Source organism: Vibrio mexicanus, assembly GCF_001012815.1.
Lineage (GTDB): Bacteria > Pseudomonadota > Gammaproteobacteria > Enterobacterales > Vibrionaceae > Vibrio > Vibrio mexicanus.
This window is the reverse complement of the sequence record NZ_JYJP01000106.1, coordinates 47,399-66,415: the sequence shown is the minus strand read 5'-3', so window position 1 is coordinate 66,415 and position 19,017 is coordinate 47,399. Positions and strand designations below refer to the sequence as shown.

Genomic DNA, 19,017 nt, shown 5'->3' with positions numbered 1-19,017 from the left:
AGCAGAAGCAGAAGCAGAAGCAGAAGCAGAAGCAGAAGCAGAAGCAGAAGCAGAAGCGAGCGAGCCTAAAGACTTCTCTAGCGATGATTTCATTGATGATATGCTCAATGCCGCGCCAGCCGGTGACCCATTGTTGGACCAGCCAAGTGAATTCGCGAGTGATGACGAGTCAGCACAAATTGACGTGACCAGCTCAGACTCTGTTGAAGCGCCAGCATCCAACCTCGATGGTATTGATGAAACCGAGGAAGAAGACGATTGGCTGTCTTCTGCAATAGAAGAAGTTGAGAACCCTGACTTTGGTGACGATGACTTCGACTTCGACCCAAAAATTGAAGGGGCGAGCGAGCAAGAGTTTGACTTAGATGAACCGCTAGAATCAGAAAACGTCGATAAGCTGGAACAAGAGCTGAATGATTGGAATCTTGATGATGAAGTTCAAGACGACGTTGAGGCTGACTTGGAAGCCGAACTGGCTCCAGATATCGAAGAGGTTGATGAGGATTCAGTTCCAACACCAGCCGAAGATTCGGTTCCGGCTTCAGTAGAAGAGCCAGAAGGCCTTACTGAGGATAGTTCATCAGAAGTCATTCAAGAGCATATCGAAGAAACAAATGAGATTGAGAGCGCCGAACCAGAATTTCCTATGCCAGAGGCTGTGGAAAATGAGTTTGGCATGCCTCAAGACGACGATTGGATCATTGATGAGCCTGAGCCAGAATCAGAGGCTCCGGCTTTTGAATCAGAGACTCCGGCGGTTGAATCAGAAGCGACTCCTGAATTCGCATCTGAAGCACCTGACGAGCTTGATGATCTGGAGCTGTCGACGTTCGATGAAGATGATGCCTTACTCGGTGAAGCGCTGAGCGATGAAGAGCTAGCACTTGAAACTCCAGAAGTTGCTGAATCAGAGCTTACGCCTGAGGCTGAACTAGAGTCGCTTGCTGAGATAGATGACCTAGAGCTTCCAACGTTCGACGAAGAAGATGCCTTGCTCGATGAAGCGCTGAGTGATGAAGACCTAGCATTCGAAAGCCAGATGTTGCAGAGTCGGAGCTTACGCCGGACGTCGAACTAGAATCGCCTGCTGAGATAGATGACCTAGAGCTTCCAACATTCGACGAAGAAGATGCTTTACTTGATGAATCACCGATTGGTGAAGAGACAGCACTTGAAACGCCAGATGTTGTAGAGCCTGAGCTTACCCCAGAAGCCGAACTAGAGTCGCCTGCTGAGATAGATGACCTAGAGCTTCCAACGTTCGACGAAGCAGATGCCTTACTCGATGAAGCGCTGAGTGATGAAGAGGCAGCATTCGAAACGCCAGATGTTGTAGAGTCTGAGCTTGCGCCAGAGGCAGAATTAGAGTCGCCTGCTGAGATAGATGACCTAGAGCTTCCAACATTCGACGAAGAAGATGCCTTACTCGATGAAGCGCTGAGTGATGAAGAGCTGGCGGTTGAAACGCCAGATGTTGTAGAGTCTGAGCTTGCGCCAGAGGCAGAACTAGAGTCGCCTGCTGAGATAGATGACCTAGATCTTCCAACATTCGACGAAGAAGATGCCTTACTCGATGAAGCGCTGAGTGATGAAGAGCTAGCGGTTGAAACGCCAGATGTTGTAGAGCCTGAGCTTGCGCCAGAGGTAGAACTAGAGACGCTGCTGAGATAGATGATCTAGAACTGCCGACGTTTGACGAGGAGGATGCCCTTCTTGATGAACAGGTAGCTGATGTGGAGTTAGCACCAGAGGATCCGGTTGTTGAGTCAGAAGCTACTTCTGATTTCAGACCTGAAGCCCCTGTTGAACTTGATGATCTAGAGCTGCCGACGTTCGACGAAGATGATGCCCTTCTTGATGAGCAGATAGTTGATGAACAGGTAGCTGACGAAGAGTTAGCACCAGAGGCTCCGACTGTTGAATCAGAAGTAACTCCTGATTTCGAACCTGAAGCGCCTGTTGAGCTTGATGAACTAGAATTGCCGACGTTTGATGAAGACGATGCATTACTCGATGAAGAACTTCCTCCAATGGAAGAGCTTAACGAACTCCAGAGCGACGGCGTCGACGACTCCAAAGCCGTTCTGGAAGATTTTGAGCTTCCTGAGTTTGGCGAGTTAGAGGCATTAGACAGCACCAATGTTGAAAGTGGTGCTGATACTTCTAGTCTGTCGGATGAGCAGGATGCTTTGTTTGACGTCTTCCAGTCTTCAAGTTCTGAAGAGCTTGCTCACCAAGAGTTTGACGAAGAGAGCTTTAATGAGCTGCTCGATGAGTCTTCTGATGCCGATCAAGCAGGTTTCGCCTTCGATGGTCAGATTGACACTCAAACTTCAGACAGCGCGGGTATGGATATCGATGCGATGCTAGAAATGGGTGGGGAAGACTGGAATGGCTTTAGCCTTTCTGAAGAGCAACAAGCGTCAATCTCAGACGAGATCCCTGCTGATGAGCAAAGCGTTTGGGACAGTAGTAATGCGCCAGAACAAGCGACTGTAGATGACGAAAATTGGGAGCAGCAAGACGAACTACCATCGTTTGACCCTCAATCGAATCAATACCGAACCATTGATGAACTCATGGCGGAGGTAGAGCAAGAGGAAGTGAAGCCGTTAACACCAGAAGAGGAAGAACTGAAGCTAGATGTTGGCTTGAATGAATTCCCAGATGTTATTGGGGATATTGGTGATACCGATGTTGACTCGAATGCGGAAGCAGCGGGTAAATTGGATTTGGCCAAAATCTATATGGAAATGAACGACTCATCGGGTGCGAAGAAATTGCTTGAAGAAGCCATTGTTGATGGCAGCGATGAGATTCGAAGAGAGGCCAAAAACCTCATAGACTTGATTAATAGTCAAAGTTAAATCTTAAAGGGGAGCTTAGCTCCCCTTAGTTTTCAGGGCCGCTTTCAAAGCTAAGCCCAATCTAGAAATATCACCCTATTTAGATATATACTTCCCGCCCCATCAATAAAGAGACATTCCAATGAAGATAGCGTTAGGTATTGAGTACGACGGCACTAAGTATTTTGGCTGGCAAAGGCAGCGAGATGTACAGAGTGTTCAAGAAAAGCTAGAAAAAGCGCTCAGTATCGTGGCTAATCATCCGGTTGAAGTGCAGTGTGCTGGCAGAACTGATGCTGGTGTTCATGGAACAGGGCAAGTCGTTCACTTTGAAACGACATCGATTCGCAAAATGGTAGCCTGGACTATGGGGGCGAATGCAAACCTACCGAAAGACATCGCTGTACGTTGGTCTACGGAAGTCGATGAGTCTTTTCATGCTCGCTTCTCTGCAACGGCGCGTCGATACCGATACGTCATCTTTAATAGCCAGCTTAGACCTGGGATTTTATCTTCAGGGGTAAGCCACTATCACGGCGAACTCGATGAAAAAAAGATGCACCAAGCCGGTCAATACCTTTTAGGTGAGAATGACTTCACGTCCTTTAGAGCTGTTCATTGTCAGTCTCGTAGCCCATGGCGTAATATTATGCACTTAAATGTGACTCGCCACGGTCAATATGTGGTGATTGACATTAAAGCGAATGCCTTTGTTCATCATATGGTTAGAAACATCACAGGCAGCTTGATTGCGGTTGGTAAAGGCGATCAAGAACCAGAGTGGATCAAGTGGCTGTTAGAAGCCAAAGATCGCAAGTTAGCTGGCGCGACGGCCAAAGCTGAAGGCTTGTATCTAGTCGATGTTGATTACCCTGAAACATTTGGTTTACCTAGAGCACCAATTGGTCCTCTGTTTTTCCCAGATGAGTTAAGCTGATCGATCTTCGAACGATTTAACTTTATGAAAAATATGGGATGACAGTACAGGAAATAGGTACAACCAGTTTTTTGTCTACAGTTGGCATTTAATATGCTTTAATCCACAACGCATAAATTCCAAATTTGTATCTTTCGCAATGCAGCGGAAGTGTTAAGAGAAAAGGTCTTCCATGAGTTGGCTTGAAAAGATTTTAGAAAAAAGCAACATCGTAAGCTCACGCAAAGCATCCATTCCTGAAGGGGTTTGGACAAAATGTACTTCTTGTGAGCAAGTTTTATATCACGCTGAGCTGGAACGTAACTTAGAAGTTTGTCCTAAATGTAACCATCACATGCGCATGAAAGCGCGTCGTCGTTTAGAAACATTTTTGGATGAAACCAACCGTGAAGAGCTCGCAAGTGAGCTTGAGCCAAGAGATAAGCTTAAGTTTAAAGACTCTAAGCGTTACAAAGAGCGCATCTCTGCTGCTCAAAAGAACAGCGGTGAGAAAGATGCTCTGGTTGTAATGAAAGGTGAGCTATTGGGCATGCCTATCGTGGCGTGTGCTTTTGAGTTCTCATTCATGGGTGGCTCGATGGGTTCTGTTGTAGGTGCAAGGTTTGTACGTGCAGTAGAAGCGGCGATTGAAAACAACTGTGGCCTTGTGTGCTTCTCTGCAAGTGGCGGCGCGCGTATGCAAGAAGCGCTAATGTCACTAATGCAGATGGCCAAAACCAGTGCAGCGCTCGAGCGTTTGTCTGACAAAGGCCTACCGTACATTTCGGTAATGACTGACCCAACAATGGGTGGTGTTTCTGCAAGTTTAGCGATGCTAGGTGACATCAACATCGGTGAGCCAAAAGCTCTGATTGGCTTTGCTGGCCGCCGCGTTATCGAGCAAACGGTACGTGAAGACCTTCCTGAAGGCTTCCAACGCAGTGAGTTCCTGCTTGAGCACGGTGCCATTGACATGATCGTTGACCGTCGTGAAATGCGTCAACGTGTTGGTAGCCTAATCGCGAAATTGACTAATCAAGCGTCACCTCTGGTTGTTTCTGTGAACGATTCTCCAAATGAAGCCGCTTACGATGTACCAGAAGCGAAAGAAAAAGGGTAAAGTAGACACTAACAATGACCTAACATTTATGGTTTCAGTTAGATGACTCAAATCTCTATTCCTCAAGCCACATCACCTCTATCGATGTGGCTTGATTATTTAACTAGCATCCACACTTCTGCAATTGACCTTGGCCTTGAACGCGTTGAAGCCGTCGCCAAGAAAGCTCAATTAACCAAACCTGCTCCCACTGTTATCACCGTTGCCGGAACCAATGGCAAAGGCTCAACTTGTGCTTTAATGGAAGCCATCTTGCTCGATGCAGGCTATTCCGTCGGCGTATACAGCTCTCCACATCTCATTCGATACAACGAACGTGTGCGAATCAACGGCGAAGATTTGAGTGATGAAAAACACTCAGAAGCTTTTGACTTCATTGAAAAGCAGCGTGGTGACATTACGCTTAGCTTTTTTGAATACGGAACGTTAGCGGCTTTACGTCTTTTCCAAACTGAAAAAGTAGACGTTGTACTGCTTGAAGTTGGCTTAGGCGGCCGTCTTGATGCGACAAATGTGGTTGATCATGATGTGTCGGTTATCACCAGCCTAGCGCTCGATCACGTAGATTGGCTCGGCGACGACATCAATGTGATTGGTTTTGAGAAAGCCGGTATTTTCCGAGCTGGCAAGCCTGCGATATGTGGCCAACCAACACCTCCATCAACGGTTGCGGCTCATGCTGATGATATTAAGGCAACGCTTCACCAAGTGGGTATCCAGTACCGGTATGAAATGGTCGATGACAAAACTTGGAAATGGGCGAGTGGCTCTTTTGGCTTAGACGATTTGCCTCTGCCAAACCTACCATTACCGAACGCAGCCACTGCTTTGATGGCTTTGGGTTGTGCCGAGCTCGATATTAGTGATGTAAACATCGTTAATGGATTGAAAAACGCCTCTTTGCCTGGCCGCATGCAGAAAGTCAGCGACGCACCGACCATTTTGCTCGATGTCGCCCATAACCCGCATTCTGCGGAGTATCTACGTGGTCAAGTTCAGCAACGCTACCCAAATCAAAAAATACATGTTGTCGTCGCTATGCTTCACGACAAAGATATTGCGGCGACTCTAGAAGTTCTTGCTCCTATTGCCGGTGATTGGTACCCGGCTTCTTTAACTGGCCCGCGAGCGGCGTCAGCACAAGAACTGCTAGAGCACCTTCCTGAAGCCAATTCGAGCTACAAAACGCCTGTTGAAGCTTTTGAAGCTGCGTTGACAAGTGCAAATCAGCAAGATGTGATACTGGTTGTTGGTTCATTTCATACTGTTGGTGAAGTCTTAGAGCACAGGCAGACAAAAGGAGAGTAAATGGCAAGTAAGTTTCAAAGCCGTTTAGTTGGGACAATCATTCTGGTAGCTATCGGTGTTATCGTTTTGCCAGACGTTCTGGACGGTAAAAAGGCACATTACAAAGAAGACATAGCCAGCATTCCAATCAAACCGGAGTTAGAGAGCGATATCGAGACTTTTGAGGTTCTTGACCCTGTCGAGGATATCGTTGCGCTTCCAGACTCACCAGTTGAAGCTGTGGTTGGTGAAGCGGTTGTTGGAGAAGCCGCCGAACCTGAAGAAGACTCTCTTCCCCTCGATATTGTGGTCAATGAAGTTCCAGAAAAGAATGAGTACCAAGACAGCGCTTGGATCATTCAACTTATGGCGCTGAGAAATGCGGATAATGCGCAGAATCTAGTCAAAGATCTTCAGAATCGAGGTTATCAGGCTCATACCAAAAAAGAGAACGATTTTACTCGAGTTATTGTTGGGCCAGATGTATCGAAAAGTAAACTTGAGCGGCAATTGATTGAATTGGAAAAAATTACTGGTTCGAAAGGCCGATTGCTTAAATTTAAACCACTAAATCCATAAGAAAACGTTTGCGTCAGCATTTTTTCTGTTAAAATGCGCGCCAACTTAAGATGTAAGTACAAAATGAATTGGTTAGATATTGTCATTTTAAGTGTGATCGGGCTGTCAGCGTGATCAGTTTAGTTCGTGGTTTTGCTAAGGAAGCATTGTCACTTGTTATTTGGTTTGGCGCGTTTTTCATCGCCAGTCAGTACTATGCGAAACTTGCAGTGTACTTTTCAAATATCGAAGACGACATGTTCCGTAATGGCGCTGCGATCGCTGCACTATTTATTGCAACATTGATTGTTGGAGCCGTGGTCAATTATGTCATCGGACAATTAGTGCAGAAAACGGGCCTTTCGGGCACCGATAGAGTTTTGGGTATCGTTTTTGGAGCGTTGCGCGGAGTTCTTATCGTATCTGCAGGCCTGTTCTTTATGGATGCTTTCACAACAGCACCAGACACAGTTTGGTGGAAAGCGTCGGAACTGGTGCCTGAGTTCAGCCGAATCATCGCACCGTTCTTTGAACATTTACAAGCAACATCAAGTTTCTTATCTGGCGCGATTTAGCGCCAGTCATTGTCGCAAATCGAGGGTTAGGACATGTGTGGTATTGTTGGAATCGTGGGTACAACGCCTGTAAACCAGTCTATCTATGACGCATTGACGGTATTACAGCATCGTGCCAAGATGCCGCTGGTATTTGTACCATAGAAAGCAATCGTTTTCGTCTGCGTAAAGCAAACGGATTAGTTAAAGATGTGTTTGAAGCAAAACACATGCAACGCCTTCAAGGAACGGTTGGTATTGGGCACGTTCGTTACCCTACAGCAGGAAGCTCAAGCGCATCTGAAGCGCAACCTTTCTACGTGAACTCACCGTTTGGTATCACGCTTGCTCACAACGGTAACCTAACTAACGCCAACGAAGTTCGCGAAAAATTGTTTGCCAAAGACCGTCGTCACGTCAATACAACTTCTGATTCAGAAGTACTACTGAACGTATTGGCGCATGAAATTGATACGGTTAAGGGTAATGTGACATCTGAAGATGTATTTCGCGCTGTAGCCAATGTTCATCGTACTATTCGTGGCGCTTATGCTGTGACGGCAATGATTATCGGTCACGGTATGGTTGCTTTTCGTGATCCAAATGGCATTCGCCTCTATGTCTTGGTAAGCGTGAAATTGATGGTGTTACTGAGTACATGGTGGCATCTGAATCTGTAGCATTAGATGCGGTAGGATTTGACTTTGTTCGTGATGTTGCGCCAGGTGAAGCTGTGTACGCAACATTCGATGGCGAACTGCACACGAAGCAATGTGCTGATAACCCGACGTTGAACCCATGTATCTTTGAGTTTGTTTATTTTGCTCGCCCAGATTCATTTATCGATAAGATTTCTGTATACAGTGCGCGTGTAGAAATGGGTGAACTGCTTGGTAAGCGTATTAAAGAAGAGTACGCAGACCTTGATATCGACGTTGTTATTCCAATACCAGAAACGTCGAATGATATTGCACTACGCATTGCTCAAGCGATTGATAAACCATACCGACAAGGCTTTGTTAAAAACCGCTATATCGCGCGTACTTTCATCATGCCAGGCCAGCAGCAGCGTAAAAAGTCGGTTCGTCGTAAGCTAAATGCAATCCGTTCTGAGTTTAAAGACAAAAATGTACTGCTCGTTGATGATTCGATTGTGCGTGGTACGACATCAGAGCAGATCATTGAGATGGCGCGTGACTCAGGGGCGAAGAAAGTGTTTATGGTTTCTGCTGCTCCTGAAGTACGTTTCCCGAACGTTTACGGTATTGATATGCCAAGTGCGACTGAGCTTATTGCTCACGGTCGTGATAACCAAACCATCTGTGATCAAATTGGTGCTGATGCTTTGATTTTCCAAACACTTGAAGATCTTGTAACTGCGGTAGGTTCTGGCAACCAAGACATTACTCAGTTTGATACTGCAGTATTTAATGGCGAGTATGTAACCGGAGATATCGATCAAACGTACCTAGACTATCTAGAGTCTCTACGTAGTGATGATGCCAAGATCCAACGTGAGATTCAGCAAGACCTAGCGAACTTGGAGTTGCACAACGAAGGCTCATAATCTCGACGCAACTTCGTGACAGATTTGAACAAGTAAAAGGCTTCCTAAATTGGAAGCCTTTTTTGTATCGATAAGATTATCGTTTTGCTGGAATGAGCTGAGACACAATGAAGAGTGCGGTTGCGCTTAGTACAACCGAAGGACCTGCTGGGGTATCGTAATGCCAAGAAAGGGAAAGGCCTCCAAGGACCGAGATTGCACCTATTATCGAAGCATATACCGCCATTGATTCCGGTGTATCAGCGAGCTTTCTTGCGGTTGCGGCAGGAATGATAAGAAGGGAGGTCATAATCAGAGCCCCAACAAACTTCATGCCGACGGCAATCACTAAACCCACCATTAACATCAAAATCAAACGCATGAGATCAACGTTATGCCCTTCTACGGCGGCTAAATCTTCGCTGATAGTGGTAGAGAGTAATGGACGCCAGAACACAACCAGTAATCCGAGTACGACTAATACGCCCGCATAGATAAAGATAAGATCATCAGGAGACACGGCTAAGAGGTCACCAAATAGATAACTCATGAGATCGACTCGAACGTTATCGAGAAAACTGATGGCGACCAAGCTAATGACAAAGCACTGTGGGCCAATATACCAAGCAATGTGTCAGTTGCTATTAGCTGTTGTCTTTGCAGCGTTACTAATACAACAGCTAGCGCGAGACAGCATATAAGCAGTGCGAAGTAGAGGTTTATATCTAGAAGAAAACCAAATGCGAGCCCCATCAATGAGGCGTGAGCAAGGGTATCGCCAAAGTAAGCCATCTTGCGCCAAACAACGAACGAGCCCAAAGGGCCTGCAATTAGGGCAATACCAAGGCCTGCAAAAATCGAAGGGAGTAGAAATTCAATCATGAATGATGACCGTGGTTATGGTGAGAACAAGTTGCACCGTCTTCGGCTACTGGCTCTCCAGCAAGGTCGTGATGATGGTGGTCGTGTTGATGTTGGTAAAAAGCTAACGCATCGGTTCGGTGGTCACCAAATAGCGCGAGATAGTTTGGATGCTTAGTAATGTCTGCAGGTGCGCCAGAGCAGCAAATGTGGTGTTGTAAGCAGATAACATGATCGGTTTTAGCCATGACCAGATGCAAATCGTGAGAAACCATGAAAATTGCACATCCAAAGCGAGGGCGAATTGAGTCTATCAAGTTATAGAGATCGATTTGGCCTTGAACATCAACACCTTGAGCGGGTTCGTCAAGTACCAGTAGGTCGGGGCGTTGTAACAGAGCTCGAGCTAACAACACTCGCTGAGTCTCACCACCGGATAGGGCGTGCATGTTGGCTGAAAGTAGATGTTCAGCCCCTACAAGTTTGAGTGCTTCTATGAGTTCCTGCTTGCTAAATTTTCCGGCTAAATTGAGGAACCGAGTCACATTTAGGGGAAGTGATTCATTGAGCTTTAATTTTTGAGGAACATAGCCAATTTTGATCTTTTTAGGTTTGGTAATGGTACCTGTGTAGGCAGTTTGAAGACCAAGAAGAACTTTAACTAAGGTCGATTTACCCGCACCATTTGGACCAATTAATGTGGTGATTTGGCCTTTGTGAAGCTCTACACTGATAGAGTCGAGAACTTTCTTATCGTTGAAGGTGACGCAGATATTATTTAGCTCTACGAGAGCAGACATAAATAAAACTCATTTGCAAAAACTTAATGTGATAATGTAACATTTGTCATCCCTTAACGCTATAAAGTAAAGAATAAAGCTTATGTTTCGTAAATTTGTCGCAGTGACCCTGACTTTGCTGGTTAGTTTACCAGCTATGTCGATGAACGTTCTGACCAGTATCAAACCAATCCAGCTTATTGCCAATGAGCTGGTGATCGAAAGTAACTCTTTGGACTTGCTACTAGCGTCGAATACATCACCACATGACTATGCGTTGAAACCATCAGATGTACGTAAAGTGCGATCTGCGGATCTTGTGATCTGGTATGGCCATGACTTAGAGCCGTTTCTTGAAAGTGTCGTTGCGGAAAATGAGCAGGTGCTTACTATTACAGACATCCCTAATTTAGAACTTCGAGAGTTTGAAGATTCACACGGTCACGACCACCACGGCCACTATCATGGTAGCCATGATCCACACTTTTGGTTGGGGACTGCACCTTCGCGATCCGTTGCACGTGCAATCACTGAACGCCTAATTGAACTTGATGGCGGCAATGAACAACAATATAAAGCAAATCTAGCAAAGTTTGAAACGAACCTAGAGCAAACTGTTTCGGACATTAAAGCACAATTGGAACCCGTACAGGCGGAGGGTTACTACGTGTTTCATGACGCATATGGTTATTTTGAAGAGCAGTTTGGCCTAAACCATTTGGGCTATTTTACCGTAAGCCCAGAACGCCGTCCGGGCGCTAAGACCTTGGTACAAATCCGCAGTGCGCTGTCTGAGGGTAAAGCGAAGTGCGTTTTCTCTGAGCCACAATTTACCCCGGCAATTGTCACCTCTGTCACGCGTGGCAGTGATGTGTTAGTTGGAGAACTCGATCCGATTGGCTCTACAACGGCGGTTGAGCAGGGTGGCTACTTCAATTTCTTGAAGACAGTTTCAAACAGCTTTTATAGCTGCTTATCTCAGTAACAGATGAATGAGTAAAAAAGAGCGATTTATCGCTCTTTTTTTTGGTTAAATTACTTTAAATAAGTTGGTTGGTTTGTAGCTGTCGTGATCGTGGCGATAGTTTATCTATCTCAAGAGTAGAGCTTGTGTCGTAAATAAGAAAATTCGTATAGTATTAGATAATTAGCTTCAAAAAATAACTTGCTGTCATTGGACTTTTACTTGTTGCTACGTGGATAAAGGCTTGCTGCATATAACTATTGCGAAAAATATGCGCTGGATGCTATGCGTACTCTTCTCATTACCAGCATTCGCGTCGGATTCCTCACCTTCAATTTTCTACCCTTTGCCGACTCAGGCTGAAGGGCGTGTCTTCGTGGCTCAAGATCTGTACTTAGGTGAAGAAGGGGGATTTGGATTCATGATATTCACAATAATGTCGCTTTCTTTGATGGCAAATCGATGTCGCCAAGGCGAGGCTCAGTTCTTGATGATAACTATGAGCAAGTGACTTATCTCGATAGTGCTTTTTGGACTTTTATTGATAATGAAATCTACCGTGTTCTGCCTAATCAAGAACGTGAACTCGTATTCAGCCTTACTCCCGGTGCGGTAATTAATAAAATTGGTTCGTCAGATCGCCATATTTGGCTGACCGATGATACGTATTTTTATACCTACAACGTTGATACACGTGATTTTCAATCCCGCTCATTGATGGAGCTTTATCAATCGAGCGAATCGAGTCAGACCTTCATTAATGATGCCCAGTACGTTTTGTCTAATTGGGTAGTTGCAACTAATTCAGGGACTTATATCACCGACGGTACCGGGTTTAATCATGTCGCCAACTCCGGCAAGTTCTTTATTGAAATGGCTTACTTTTCAAAGCAGAGAAGGGAGGTGGTGATTGGCACGCTTAATGGCGCACTTATCATTGATATCACTGACCCCAATAGCACGCTAAAACATGTGGGCAGCTCTCATGTTCTAACCGTCACCGAAACAGAGCAAGCCTACTGGATTGGGACTGAAGACGGCCTATTCGTTTACTCATTTGTCGACGGGACGACCCGGAAGTATACCGAAGGTGGATTGCATGATTTTGAGTTAGCCGGTAACAAAATCTATTCATTGGTGAACGATCAAGCCGGAGGGATATGGATTGCGTCTAATAAGGGGATTCAATACTTTTCGATCTTTGGTCAAAAGTTTGAGCGTCTTTCAAGTCGGTTGTTAACCTATGATAAGCAGTTAGAAAAACCTGTTTTGATGCGCAAGAGCTCTGGTCGAGATGGCTATTGGTTAATCACCAGTTTAGGTTTATATCGTGTGAGTTTGCAGGGACAAACCAAACGAGACCTTATTTTTAAGGGCAACGTCAACGACATCGCTGAATTTGGAAATCTTCTGCTGGTTGCGACAGAAGAAGGGCTAATTTGTATCGATATTGTCACCAGCGAAGTGGTCATAGACAAATTACCCGAAAGTTTAAAGAACGTTGAAATTGACTTTGTAGAGGTGGATACCGACGGGGTGATTTGGACAGTCAAAAACGACCAGCTCTCTTCGTTTAATCCTGAGAGTAAGGAATACAAAGACTATTCAAACCAGTGGATTATAAGTGCTTACTTACCTGCAAAGGTTACTGACATCAAAGCCAGCTCTGAAAAAGGTCTGTTTTTGGGTACCGACCACGGTTTGTATAGTATTCGTAATGGGCATGTTCGCTTCTTCAAGCAGAGTGAAACGATTGGTCAGGTGACTCATATAGAGGAGTCGCAGAACTCGGAGGTTTGGGTAGCCAGCACTTACGGTGTATTTCGTATATTGGATGACGTCGAAACGATATCTCAAGTTACGCTCGCAGAGTCAAATATTATTCCTCAATGTGTCATATCTTCCTCAGACGGAGTGTGGCTGACTACGTCCTCCGGTTTATCTTATTACACGGTAGATGGCGTGCTTGAAAAACACTTCGGTAGGCCATTTGGTATCATAAACAATGAGTTCATTCCTCGCCTTTGTTCTGCTTCAGAAGATGGGACTGGTAGGTTGATATTGGGTTCGCGCTATGGCTTATCACCGTTTTTCCAGATGAGCTTCTGGTGAGTCAGATCCCGACTAGCCGTGTCATCTTTAGCCAAATCAGGGTAGACCAAGAACCAGTGGCCATTGGTCAAGCTCATTCACTCGACCTTTCCATAGGTTACGGTCAGTCAATTAGTTTCTTGTTTGGATTGATGCCTCAATCGAATAGTCAGCAGTTGGAATATCGATTGGGAGAGAATGAAGAGTGGCAATTATTAGAAGGGGTACAACTTACATTTGAGCACTTACAGCCAGGTTCTTATCAACTGTTTGTTCGTATTCGAACGCAGCAGCAACAGGGCAGTAAAATCTACAATCTCGACTTTAATGTTGGTAAGCCTTGGTACATGAATGCTTGGACTATTGCTCTGTTTCTGTCACTAGTCATTGTACTGTTTAGCTTAGCGTTTGTATGGCGTTCACGACTGATATTACGCAGTAACCACAAGCTTAAAGCTCAGGTGGCTCTTAAGACGAACCAGCTACGCCACCAAAGCCGAATCCTATTGACCAATAACCAACAACTTCGCAAGCAGCTTCATGTCCGACATATTTTGTTTGAGCAGGTTCTGGAGTCCATCAGTAACAATTTGCGCAAAATTGCCCGCCGGACGTTGCAAGACGAACAGCAAAAAGCCGAACATTTTATTAACGCCGTGCAAAGTGAGCTGGAAATACTGATTAATGTAAGAAGTGATAATACGGGCACTAAACAAGTCCATGATCTTGCCATAGTAGCCACGTCGGTGATTAATGGCTGGAGAGAAGAGTTCAATAAAGCGGGAATTTACATCGAACTCGTTAATAATTGCCCAGAAAAGTCGGCACACGTTGAACTTAATGAGTTCAACTTGGACATCATGTTTAATGCGCTATTTGCTAGCCTTTTAAAGCGCTGTTATCGCAATCAGCAAGTTATGGTTACATTAGACAGTGATAACGAGTTTTCAACGCTTAAGGTTATCGACCCAGGCTCTGCTTTGCCTCAGTTAGAGAGTGGAGTGTCTGTTGACCACAATGATGTTTCATTAACTGAATTACCAGTTTGGGTCGAGAACAGTGGTGGTACGCTGAGGTTTTACACCTATGATGAGCGTAATATTGTTGAAGTGACTTGGCCAACGGCGACTGTCTCTTCTGAGTTGGGTTTACCAGCAGAAGAACCTCGTGAGTCTGTTTTAGATGAAGGGGACCCGTGGCTGATGAAGTTGGAGCAATTGGTACAAGACAATTACGCAAATGCTGACTTCGGGACTAACTCTGCGGCCAAGTTGATGTATGTTTCAGAGCGAAGTTTACAGCGCCGCTTCAAACAAGCAAAAGACAAGACGTTTAAAGAATACCTCAATGAAGTTCGTTTAGAGCAAGCGTGCCGCATGCTACTGAAGGGCGACAAAGTTTCTGATGTCGCATTCGAATGTGGCTTTAATGATCCATCGTATTTCAGCCAGCGCTTCAAGCATCACTTTGGCATGTCACCTACCCAGTTCGTGGAGGAGGAAAGCGAGTAACCCGTGCTTTACTAACCTCAGCTTCAACTAACTTCAGCTTTTATCATCCTCTAGTGCGCACTCTTCATATCTAATGGAAGCTCGCTTCTTCTAATCAAACTCAATTAACATTAGCTACTAATTCAACAAGTTAGTGGCTAATGCACTTACTTAGATTCGCTAAATAACGTTTGGGTAGCCGTATAAACGCTTTGTAGAATCACTCGTGGCCTATCAATAACGCGTTTCTTAATCGAGGGAAAAATTAGGTGTTGTGAAGCTATAAATGGATTTAGATATGTAAAAATGAGTTAGAGCTGAAAAGCAGTGTTGGTAAGGTATGGAGAGATAAGAAAAAAAATATCGTGGTATAGCCGGGGGACTATACCACGGGTGCCAATGACACCTTCGCTTGCTGCCGGAGTAGTATGGCAAGCCATACTACCTCTGGAATTCTAAAGTCGAGGACGATTGCCTCTCGATGGATTAACTATAAGTCTTACCACTTTTTTTACTTATAAAATTAACGCCAGAAAAGCATAAGAAATCCGACACTTTTGGTTTGTCATTTTAAATTATTGATTGGTAACGGTTATTTTTTCTGGTTTTGTTTTTTTTAGCATTTTGCAAACTTTTGAGTGGCATTGAAATGACTATTGTTAACGTTTTTGACGATTGGTGTTTTTACAAAAATGACGAGATTGACGAGAAATGCCAAGTGTGGAAGACATTAATAGGGGAAACAAAACATCCTTATAAAGTGTAAGACCATAAAAATACCCGTTCACCAAGATAGTTTATGAATAACCACGATGACAGCTAGACATTTATATAGACTAGTTAAGTTACAAATATGACGTTATTGATCTTAAATGAAACCTTTTCTCATTTGTGATTGTTTTTGGGTTTAATGGCTCAGGATCTAAACGGGGAGTGATGAGGTGCGAAAATGACGCTCTGGAATGTTTTTTAGTGATGGCACTTGAAGATGGATAAAGCCACCTAAGATTTAGTGGCTTTATGGGGAAAGGGCTATGCGGCGTTGCTTTTAAGGAAAGAGCAGAGCAACCAAAATAGTCTAGGGCGTGTTATTCTTTCGAGCTGATTTTTGCAGCACTTTGTGGGAAATTTATACAAGACAGAGGCTTTGATGTGTAGCTAGTCTACATGAAAAGCCGATAACGCAGTAGAAATGAACCACAAAGGCTGCCCGAAGGGTTCGGCTAAAATCGTTTTTTGCTTTGTTGAAGACTATTTGCTTAGAATGACTAGCTACACAGTCTTCGCTGCGCCTAAAACGATTTTATCTCGAACAAAATTTAACCACGAAAGATCAACACGCCCTAACTAGCCTTTTGGAAAATTGAGCTTAGAGATAGAACATTTTTGATTCTTTCGAGTATTTGGGTTTGTTCGTCTTCTGTCCGGAATTCACCGGTTGTATTGCCCCATATAGGTCCGGGCCAAGCGATATCATCTTTGAAGCGCGCAATATGGTGAATGTGTAGTTGGGGCACCATATTTCCCAACGCGCCCAAATTCAGTTTGTCAGGACGGAAAGTCGCTTCTAAAGCTTGGCTAACGGCTTGAGATTCTAATAGAAACTGCTGCTGTTCAGACATCGGCAGATGGTGCAGCTCTTTCAAGTCGGCACGCTTTGGTACCAAGATAACCCACGGCACTGCGTTATCTTTATGCAGTAGTGCGATACAAAGCGGGAAATGACCAATAACAGTGGTATCTTTTGCTAACTGAGGATGTAGTTCAAAACTCATTATTTTATCCAGACTAAGATGATTAATTGCATTATACCCAAGTAACCTCAGGATGCGTGGTTCAGCGAGAATTGCCTAGTTTGCAAACGCGGCAACGATTAGACAATCTAGTGGTTCTAAATTGAGAATCGTTAACAAAGTGTGCGAGCTAGGCAAACTCGCCCTTTGGGAGCGTGTCACGGATTCAATTCCTACGTTAAATGACTTGGAAAGAACCCGTTATTCCGCTGCGTCATTTGCCTTGAACTTGAACCCGTGACAACGCTCTGAATCCTGCATCTTGAAGTCACTTGGGTATATAAGCCGGATAAAACAAAAGGTTGATGCTTTCACATCAACCTTTTTAATTTTGTCTATATTCGAATCGCTTACATGCGCTCTAGCGTATCAATACCAAGTAGTGATAGGCCTTGCTTGATTGTCTTAGCAGTTAGCGCTGCAAGTTTTAAGCGACTTTGCTTAACCGACTCATCTTCTGCGACTAGGATCGGGCAAGCCTCATAGAAGCTAGAGAATTGTCCGGCCAGCTCAAACAAATAGCTACACATGATGTGCGGTTGACCTTCGCGAGCAACAGATTGAACCGCTTCTTCGAATTGCATTAGCTTAGCAATTAGCGCTTTCTCTTTTTCGTCAGTGATTTTGATTTCACCTTGAAGCTCATCCATAGATACGCCAGCTTTAGCAAACACAGACGCAACGCGAGTATAAGCATATTGCATGTAAGGCGCTGTGTTGCCTTCAAATGCGAGCATGTTGTCCCAATCGAACACGTAATCTGTAGTACGGTGCTTAGACAGGTCAGAGTATTTAACCGCTGCCATTGCAACAGTAGTAGCAATGTTCGCTTTCTCTTCTGCATCCAAATCTGGGTTCTTAGACTCGATCAGTTTTGCAGCGCGTTCTTCTGCTTCATCCAATAGGTCAGCTAGACGAACCGTACCACCTGCGCGAGTTTTAAATGGCTTACCATCTTTACCCAGCATCATGCCAAATGCGTGGTGCTCGAGTGATGTTGACTCTGGAACATAGCCCGCTTTACGAACGATAGTCCACGCCTGCATTAGGTGTTGATGTTGGCGAGAGTCGATGAAGTAAAGTACACGGTCGGCACCTAGCTGTTCATAGCGGTATTTGGCACACGCGATATCAGTAGTCGTGTAAAGGAATCCACCGTCACGCTTCTGAATGATAACGCCCATTGGGTCGCCGTCTTTGTTCTTGTATTCGTCTAGGAAAACAACTTGAGCGCCATCGTCTTCAACAGCCAAACCTTTTTCTTTAAGGTCAGCGACAATACCCGGAAGCATATCGTTGTACATGCTTTCGCCCATCACATCTTCACGAGTGAGTGATACGCTTAGACGGTCGTAGTTGCGCTGGTTTTGGATCATGGTTACGTCAACCAGTTTTTTCCACATTTCTGCGCAGAACTCATCACCGCTTTGCAGTTTAACGACGTAGTTACGAGCCTTAACCGCGAACTCTTCGTCTTCATCATAAAGCTTTTTAGATTCACGGTAGAAGGCCTCAAGGTCAGCCAGTTCCATGGATACTTCACCTGAAGCTTGCTGAACCCGCTCAAGGTTAGCGATAAGCATGCCGAACTGTGTACCCCAGTCACCGATGTGGTTGGCGCGGACTACTTTGTTACCCAAGAACTCTAGTGTACGAACAACCGCATCACCGATGATGGTTGAGCGAAGGTGGCCAACGTGCATCTCTTTCGCAACGTTTGGTGCTGAGTAATCAGCAACGATGGTTTTCTCTTCTTCTTTAGCAACACCAAGGCGTGAATCTGCCAATGCAGCTTCTGCTTGCTTTGCTAGGAACTCTTCACTCAGGAAAATATTGATAAAACCAGGGCCTGCAATTTCTGTTTTACTCGCAATGCCATCAAGGTCCAGAACATCCAGTACTTTTTGAGCAAATTCTCGTGGGTTAGTGCCCAATTTTTTTGCAACGCCCATGACGCCGTTAGCTTGATAGTCGCCAAATTGTGGTTTTGCAGATTGGCGGACCGCTGCGGGGCTTCCTGCAGGTGCGCCAGCGGCTTCAAGAGCCTGAGATACTTTGTCATTTATAAGTGCTTGGATATTCACACGCATTTCCTTCTATTCAAGGACAAAGAACTCGGCTAAATGAGTGCCGAGTTCTGTTAGAGTTCACAAAAATGGGGCTAATGATAACAACTTTATTGTTATTCATACAGAGACGATTCGGGGAATTT

The 19,017-nt window shown here is 44.9% G+C and carries 12 protein-coding genes and 4 pseudogenes; 11 read left to right on the top strand and 5 right to left on the bottom strand.

What is annotated here, in order from left to right:
* A pseudogene (locus UA76_RS23885) lies at positions 1-1,078 on the top strand (hypothetical protein); the annotation flags it as partial.
* A 123-nt stretch (positions 1,079-1,201) separates the two neighbouring features.
* Here UA76_RS23885 and UA76_RS15925 read toward each other — a convergent pair.
* Positions 1,202-1,549 carry a hypothetical protein gene (locus tag UA76_RS15925; protein ID WP_047048157.1) on the bottom strand — a complete coding sequence of 116 codons (348 nt, stop codon included), beginning with the start codon at positions 1,547-1,549 and terminating at the stop codon, positions 1,202-1,204.
* Between the two features lie 184 nt (positions 1,550-1,733).
* Here UA76_RS15925 and UA76_RS15920 point away from each other — a divergent pair, with 184 nt between their 5' ends.
* The 7 genes and pseudogenes from UA76_RS15920 (at position 1,734) to purF (ending at position 8,848) form a co-directional block, all read left to right on the top strand.
* Positions 1,734-2,867, top strand: coding sequence for a FimV C-terminal domain-containing protein (locus UA76_RS15920; RefSeq protein ID WP_052772076.1), 1,134 nt, complete (start codon positions 1,734-1,736; stop codon positions 2,865-2,867).
* 121 nt (positions 2,868-2,988) lie between these two features.
* Complete coding sequence (gene truA / locus UA76_RS15915; RefSeq protein ID WP_047048154.1) at positions 2,989-3,783, top strand: tRNA pseudouridine(38-40) synthase TruA; 795 nt, start codon at positions 2,989-2,991, stop codon at positions 3,781-3,783.
* Between the two features lie 172 nt (positions 3,784-3,955).
* Positions 3,956-4,882: an acetyl-CoA carboxylase, carboxyltransferase subunit beta gene (gene accD, locus UA76_RS15910; RefSeq protein WP_047048153.1), complete on the top strand. Its 927-nt coding sequence runs from the start codon at positions 3,956-3,958 to the stop codon at positions 4,880-4,882.
* A 42-nt stretch (positions 4,883-4,924) separates the two neighbouring features.
* Complete coding sequence (gene folC / locus UA76_RS15905) at positions 4,925-6,190, top strand: bifunctional tetrahydrofolate synthase/dihydrofolate synthase (RefSeq protein WP_047048150.1); 1,266 nt, start codon at positions 4,925-4,927, stop codon at positions 6,188-6,190.
* Positions 6,191-6,748 (top strand): SPOR domain-containing protein, encoded by a 558-nt coding sequence (locus UA76_RS15900; protein WP_047048147.1) that lies wholly within the window; start codon positions 6,191-6,193, stop codon positions 6,746-6,748.
* 63 nt (positions 6,749-6,811) lie between these two features.
* Positions 6,812-7,302: pseudogene (locus UA76_RS15895) on the top strand (CvpA family protein).
* Between the two features lie 33 nt (positions 7,303-7,335).
* A pseudogene (gene purF / locus UA76_RS15890) lies at positions 7,336-8,848 on the top strand (amidophosphoribosyltransferase).
* A gap of 76 nt (positions 8,849-8,924) precedes the next feature.
* On the opposite strand, the pseudogene znuB reads toward purF, so the two are convergent.
* Together znuB and znuC are read right to left on the bottom strand one after the other, a co-directional pair.
* Positions 8,925-9,709, bottom strand: a pseudogene (znuB, locus tag UA76_RS15885) (zinc ABC transporter permease subunit ZnuB).
* Positions 9,706-10,488 carry a zinc ABC transporter ATP-binding protein ZnuC gene (gene znuC, locus UA76_RS15880; RefSeq protein WP_047048145.1) on the bottom strand — a complete coding sequence of 261 codons (783 nt, stop codon included), beginning with the start codon at positions 10,486-10,488 and terminating at the stop codon, positions 9,706-9,708. The pseudogene znuB and the gene znuC overlap by 4 nt, the downstream one beginning before the upstream one ends.
* A gap of 82 nt (positions 10,489-10,570) precedes the next feature.
* On the opposite strand from znuC, the gene znuA reads away from it, so the two are divergent.
* The 3 genes from znuA (at position 10,571) to UA76_RS23485 (ending at position 15,033) form a co-directional block, all read left to right on the top strand.
* Positions 10,571-11,452 carry a zinc ABC transporter substrate-binding protein ZnuA gene (gene znuA / locus UA76_RS15875; RefSeq protein ID WP_047048142.1) on the top strand — a complete coding sequence of 294 codons (882 nt, stop codon included), beginning with the start codon at positions 10,571-10,573 and terminating at the stop codon, positions 11,450-11,452.
* Between the two features lie 441 nt (positions 11,453-11,893).
* Positions 11,894-13,543 (top strand): two-component regulator propeller domain-containing protein, encoded by a 1,650-nt coding sequence (locus tag UA76_RS23490; protein WP_052772075.1) that lies wholly within the window; start codon positions 11,894-11,896, stop codon positions 13,541-13,543.
* The gene (locus UA76_RS23485; protein WP_052772074.1) at positions 13,540-15,033 is read left to right on the top strand and encodes a helix-turn-helix transcriptional regulator; all 1,494 of its coding nucleotides are present in this window, start codon (positions 13,540-13,542) and stop codon (positions 15,031-15,033) included. The genes UA76_RS23490 and UA76_RS23485 overlap by 4 nt, the downstream gene beginning before the upstream one ends.
* A gap of 1,322 nt (positions 15,034-16,355) precedes the next feature.
* Here the strand turns inward: UA76_RS23485 and UA76_RS15865 are convergent.
* Positions 16,356-16,787: an HIT family protein gene (locus UA76_RS15865; RefSeq protein WP_047048138.1), complete on the bottom strand. Its 432-nt coding sequence runs from the start codon at positions 16,785-16,787 to the stop codon at positions 16,356-16,358.
* 368 nt (positions 16,788-17,155) lie between these two features.
* The gene (argS, locus tag UA76_RS15860; RefSeq protein ID WP_047048134.1) at positions 17,156-18,889 is read right to left on the bottom strand and encodes an arginine--tRNA ligase; all 1,734 of its coding nucleotides are present in this window, start codon (positions 18,887-18,889) and stop codon (positions 17,156-17,158) included.
* Positions 18,890-19,017 lie beyond the last annotated feature (128 nt).

What these genes read in the sequence shown, in the direction of transcription:
- folC (WP_047048150.1), top strand. Translation starts at nt 4,925, where the DNA reads ATGACTCAAATCTCTATTCCTCAAGCCACATCACCTCTATCGATGTGG.
- accD (WP_047048153.1), top strand. Translation starts at nt 3,956, where the DNA reads ATGAGTTGGCTTGAAAAGATTTTAGAAAAAAGCAACATCGTAAGCTCA.
- truA (WP_047048154.1), top strand. Translation starts at nt 2,989, where the DNA reads ATGAAGATAGCGTTAGGTATTGAGTACGACGGCACTAAGTATTTTGGC.
- znuC (WP_047048145.1), bottom strand. Translation starts at nt 10,488, where the DNA reads ATGTCTGCTCTCGTAGAGCTAAATAATATCTGCGTCACCTTCAACGAT.
- UA76_RS15900 (WP_047048147.1), top strand. Translation starts at nt 6,191, where the DNA reads ATGGCAAGTAAGTTTCAAAGCCGTTTAGTTGGGACAATCATTCTGGTA.
- znuA (WP_047048142.1), top strand. Translation starts at nt 10,571, where the DNA reads ATGTTTCGTAAATTTGTCGCAGTGACCCTGACTTTGCTGGTTAGTTTA.
- UA76_RS15925 (WP_047048157.1), bottom strand. Translation starts at nt 1,549, where the DNA reads ATGTTGGAAGATCTAGGTCATCTATCTCAGCAGGCGACTCTAGTTCTG.
- UA76_RS15865 (WP_047048138.1), bottom strand. Translation starts at nt 16,787, where the DNA reads ATGAGTTTTGAACTACATCCTCAGTTAGCAAAAGATACCACTGTTATT.
- UA76_RS23490 (WP_052772075.1), top strand. Translation starts at nt 11,894, where the DNA reads ATGTCGCCAAGGCGAGGCTCAGTTCTTGATGATAACTATGAGCAAGTG.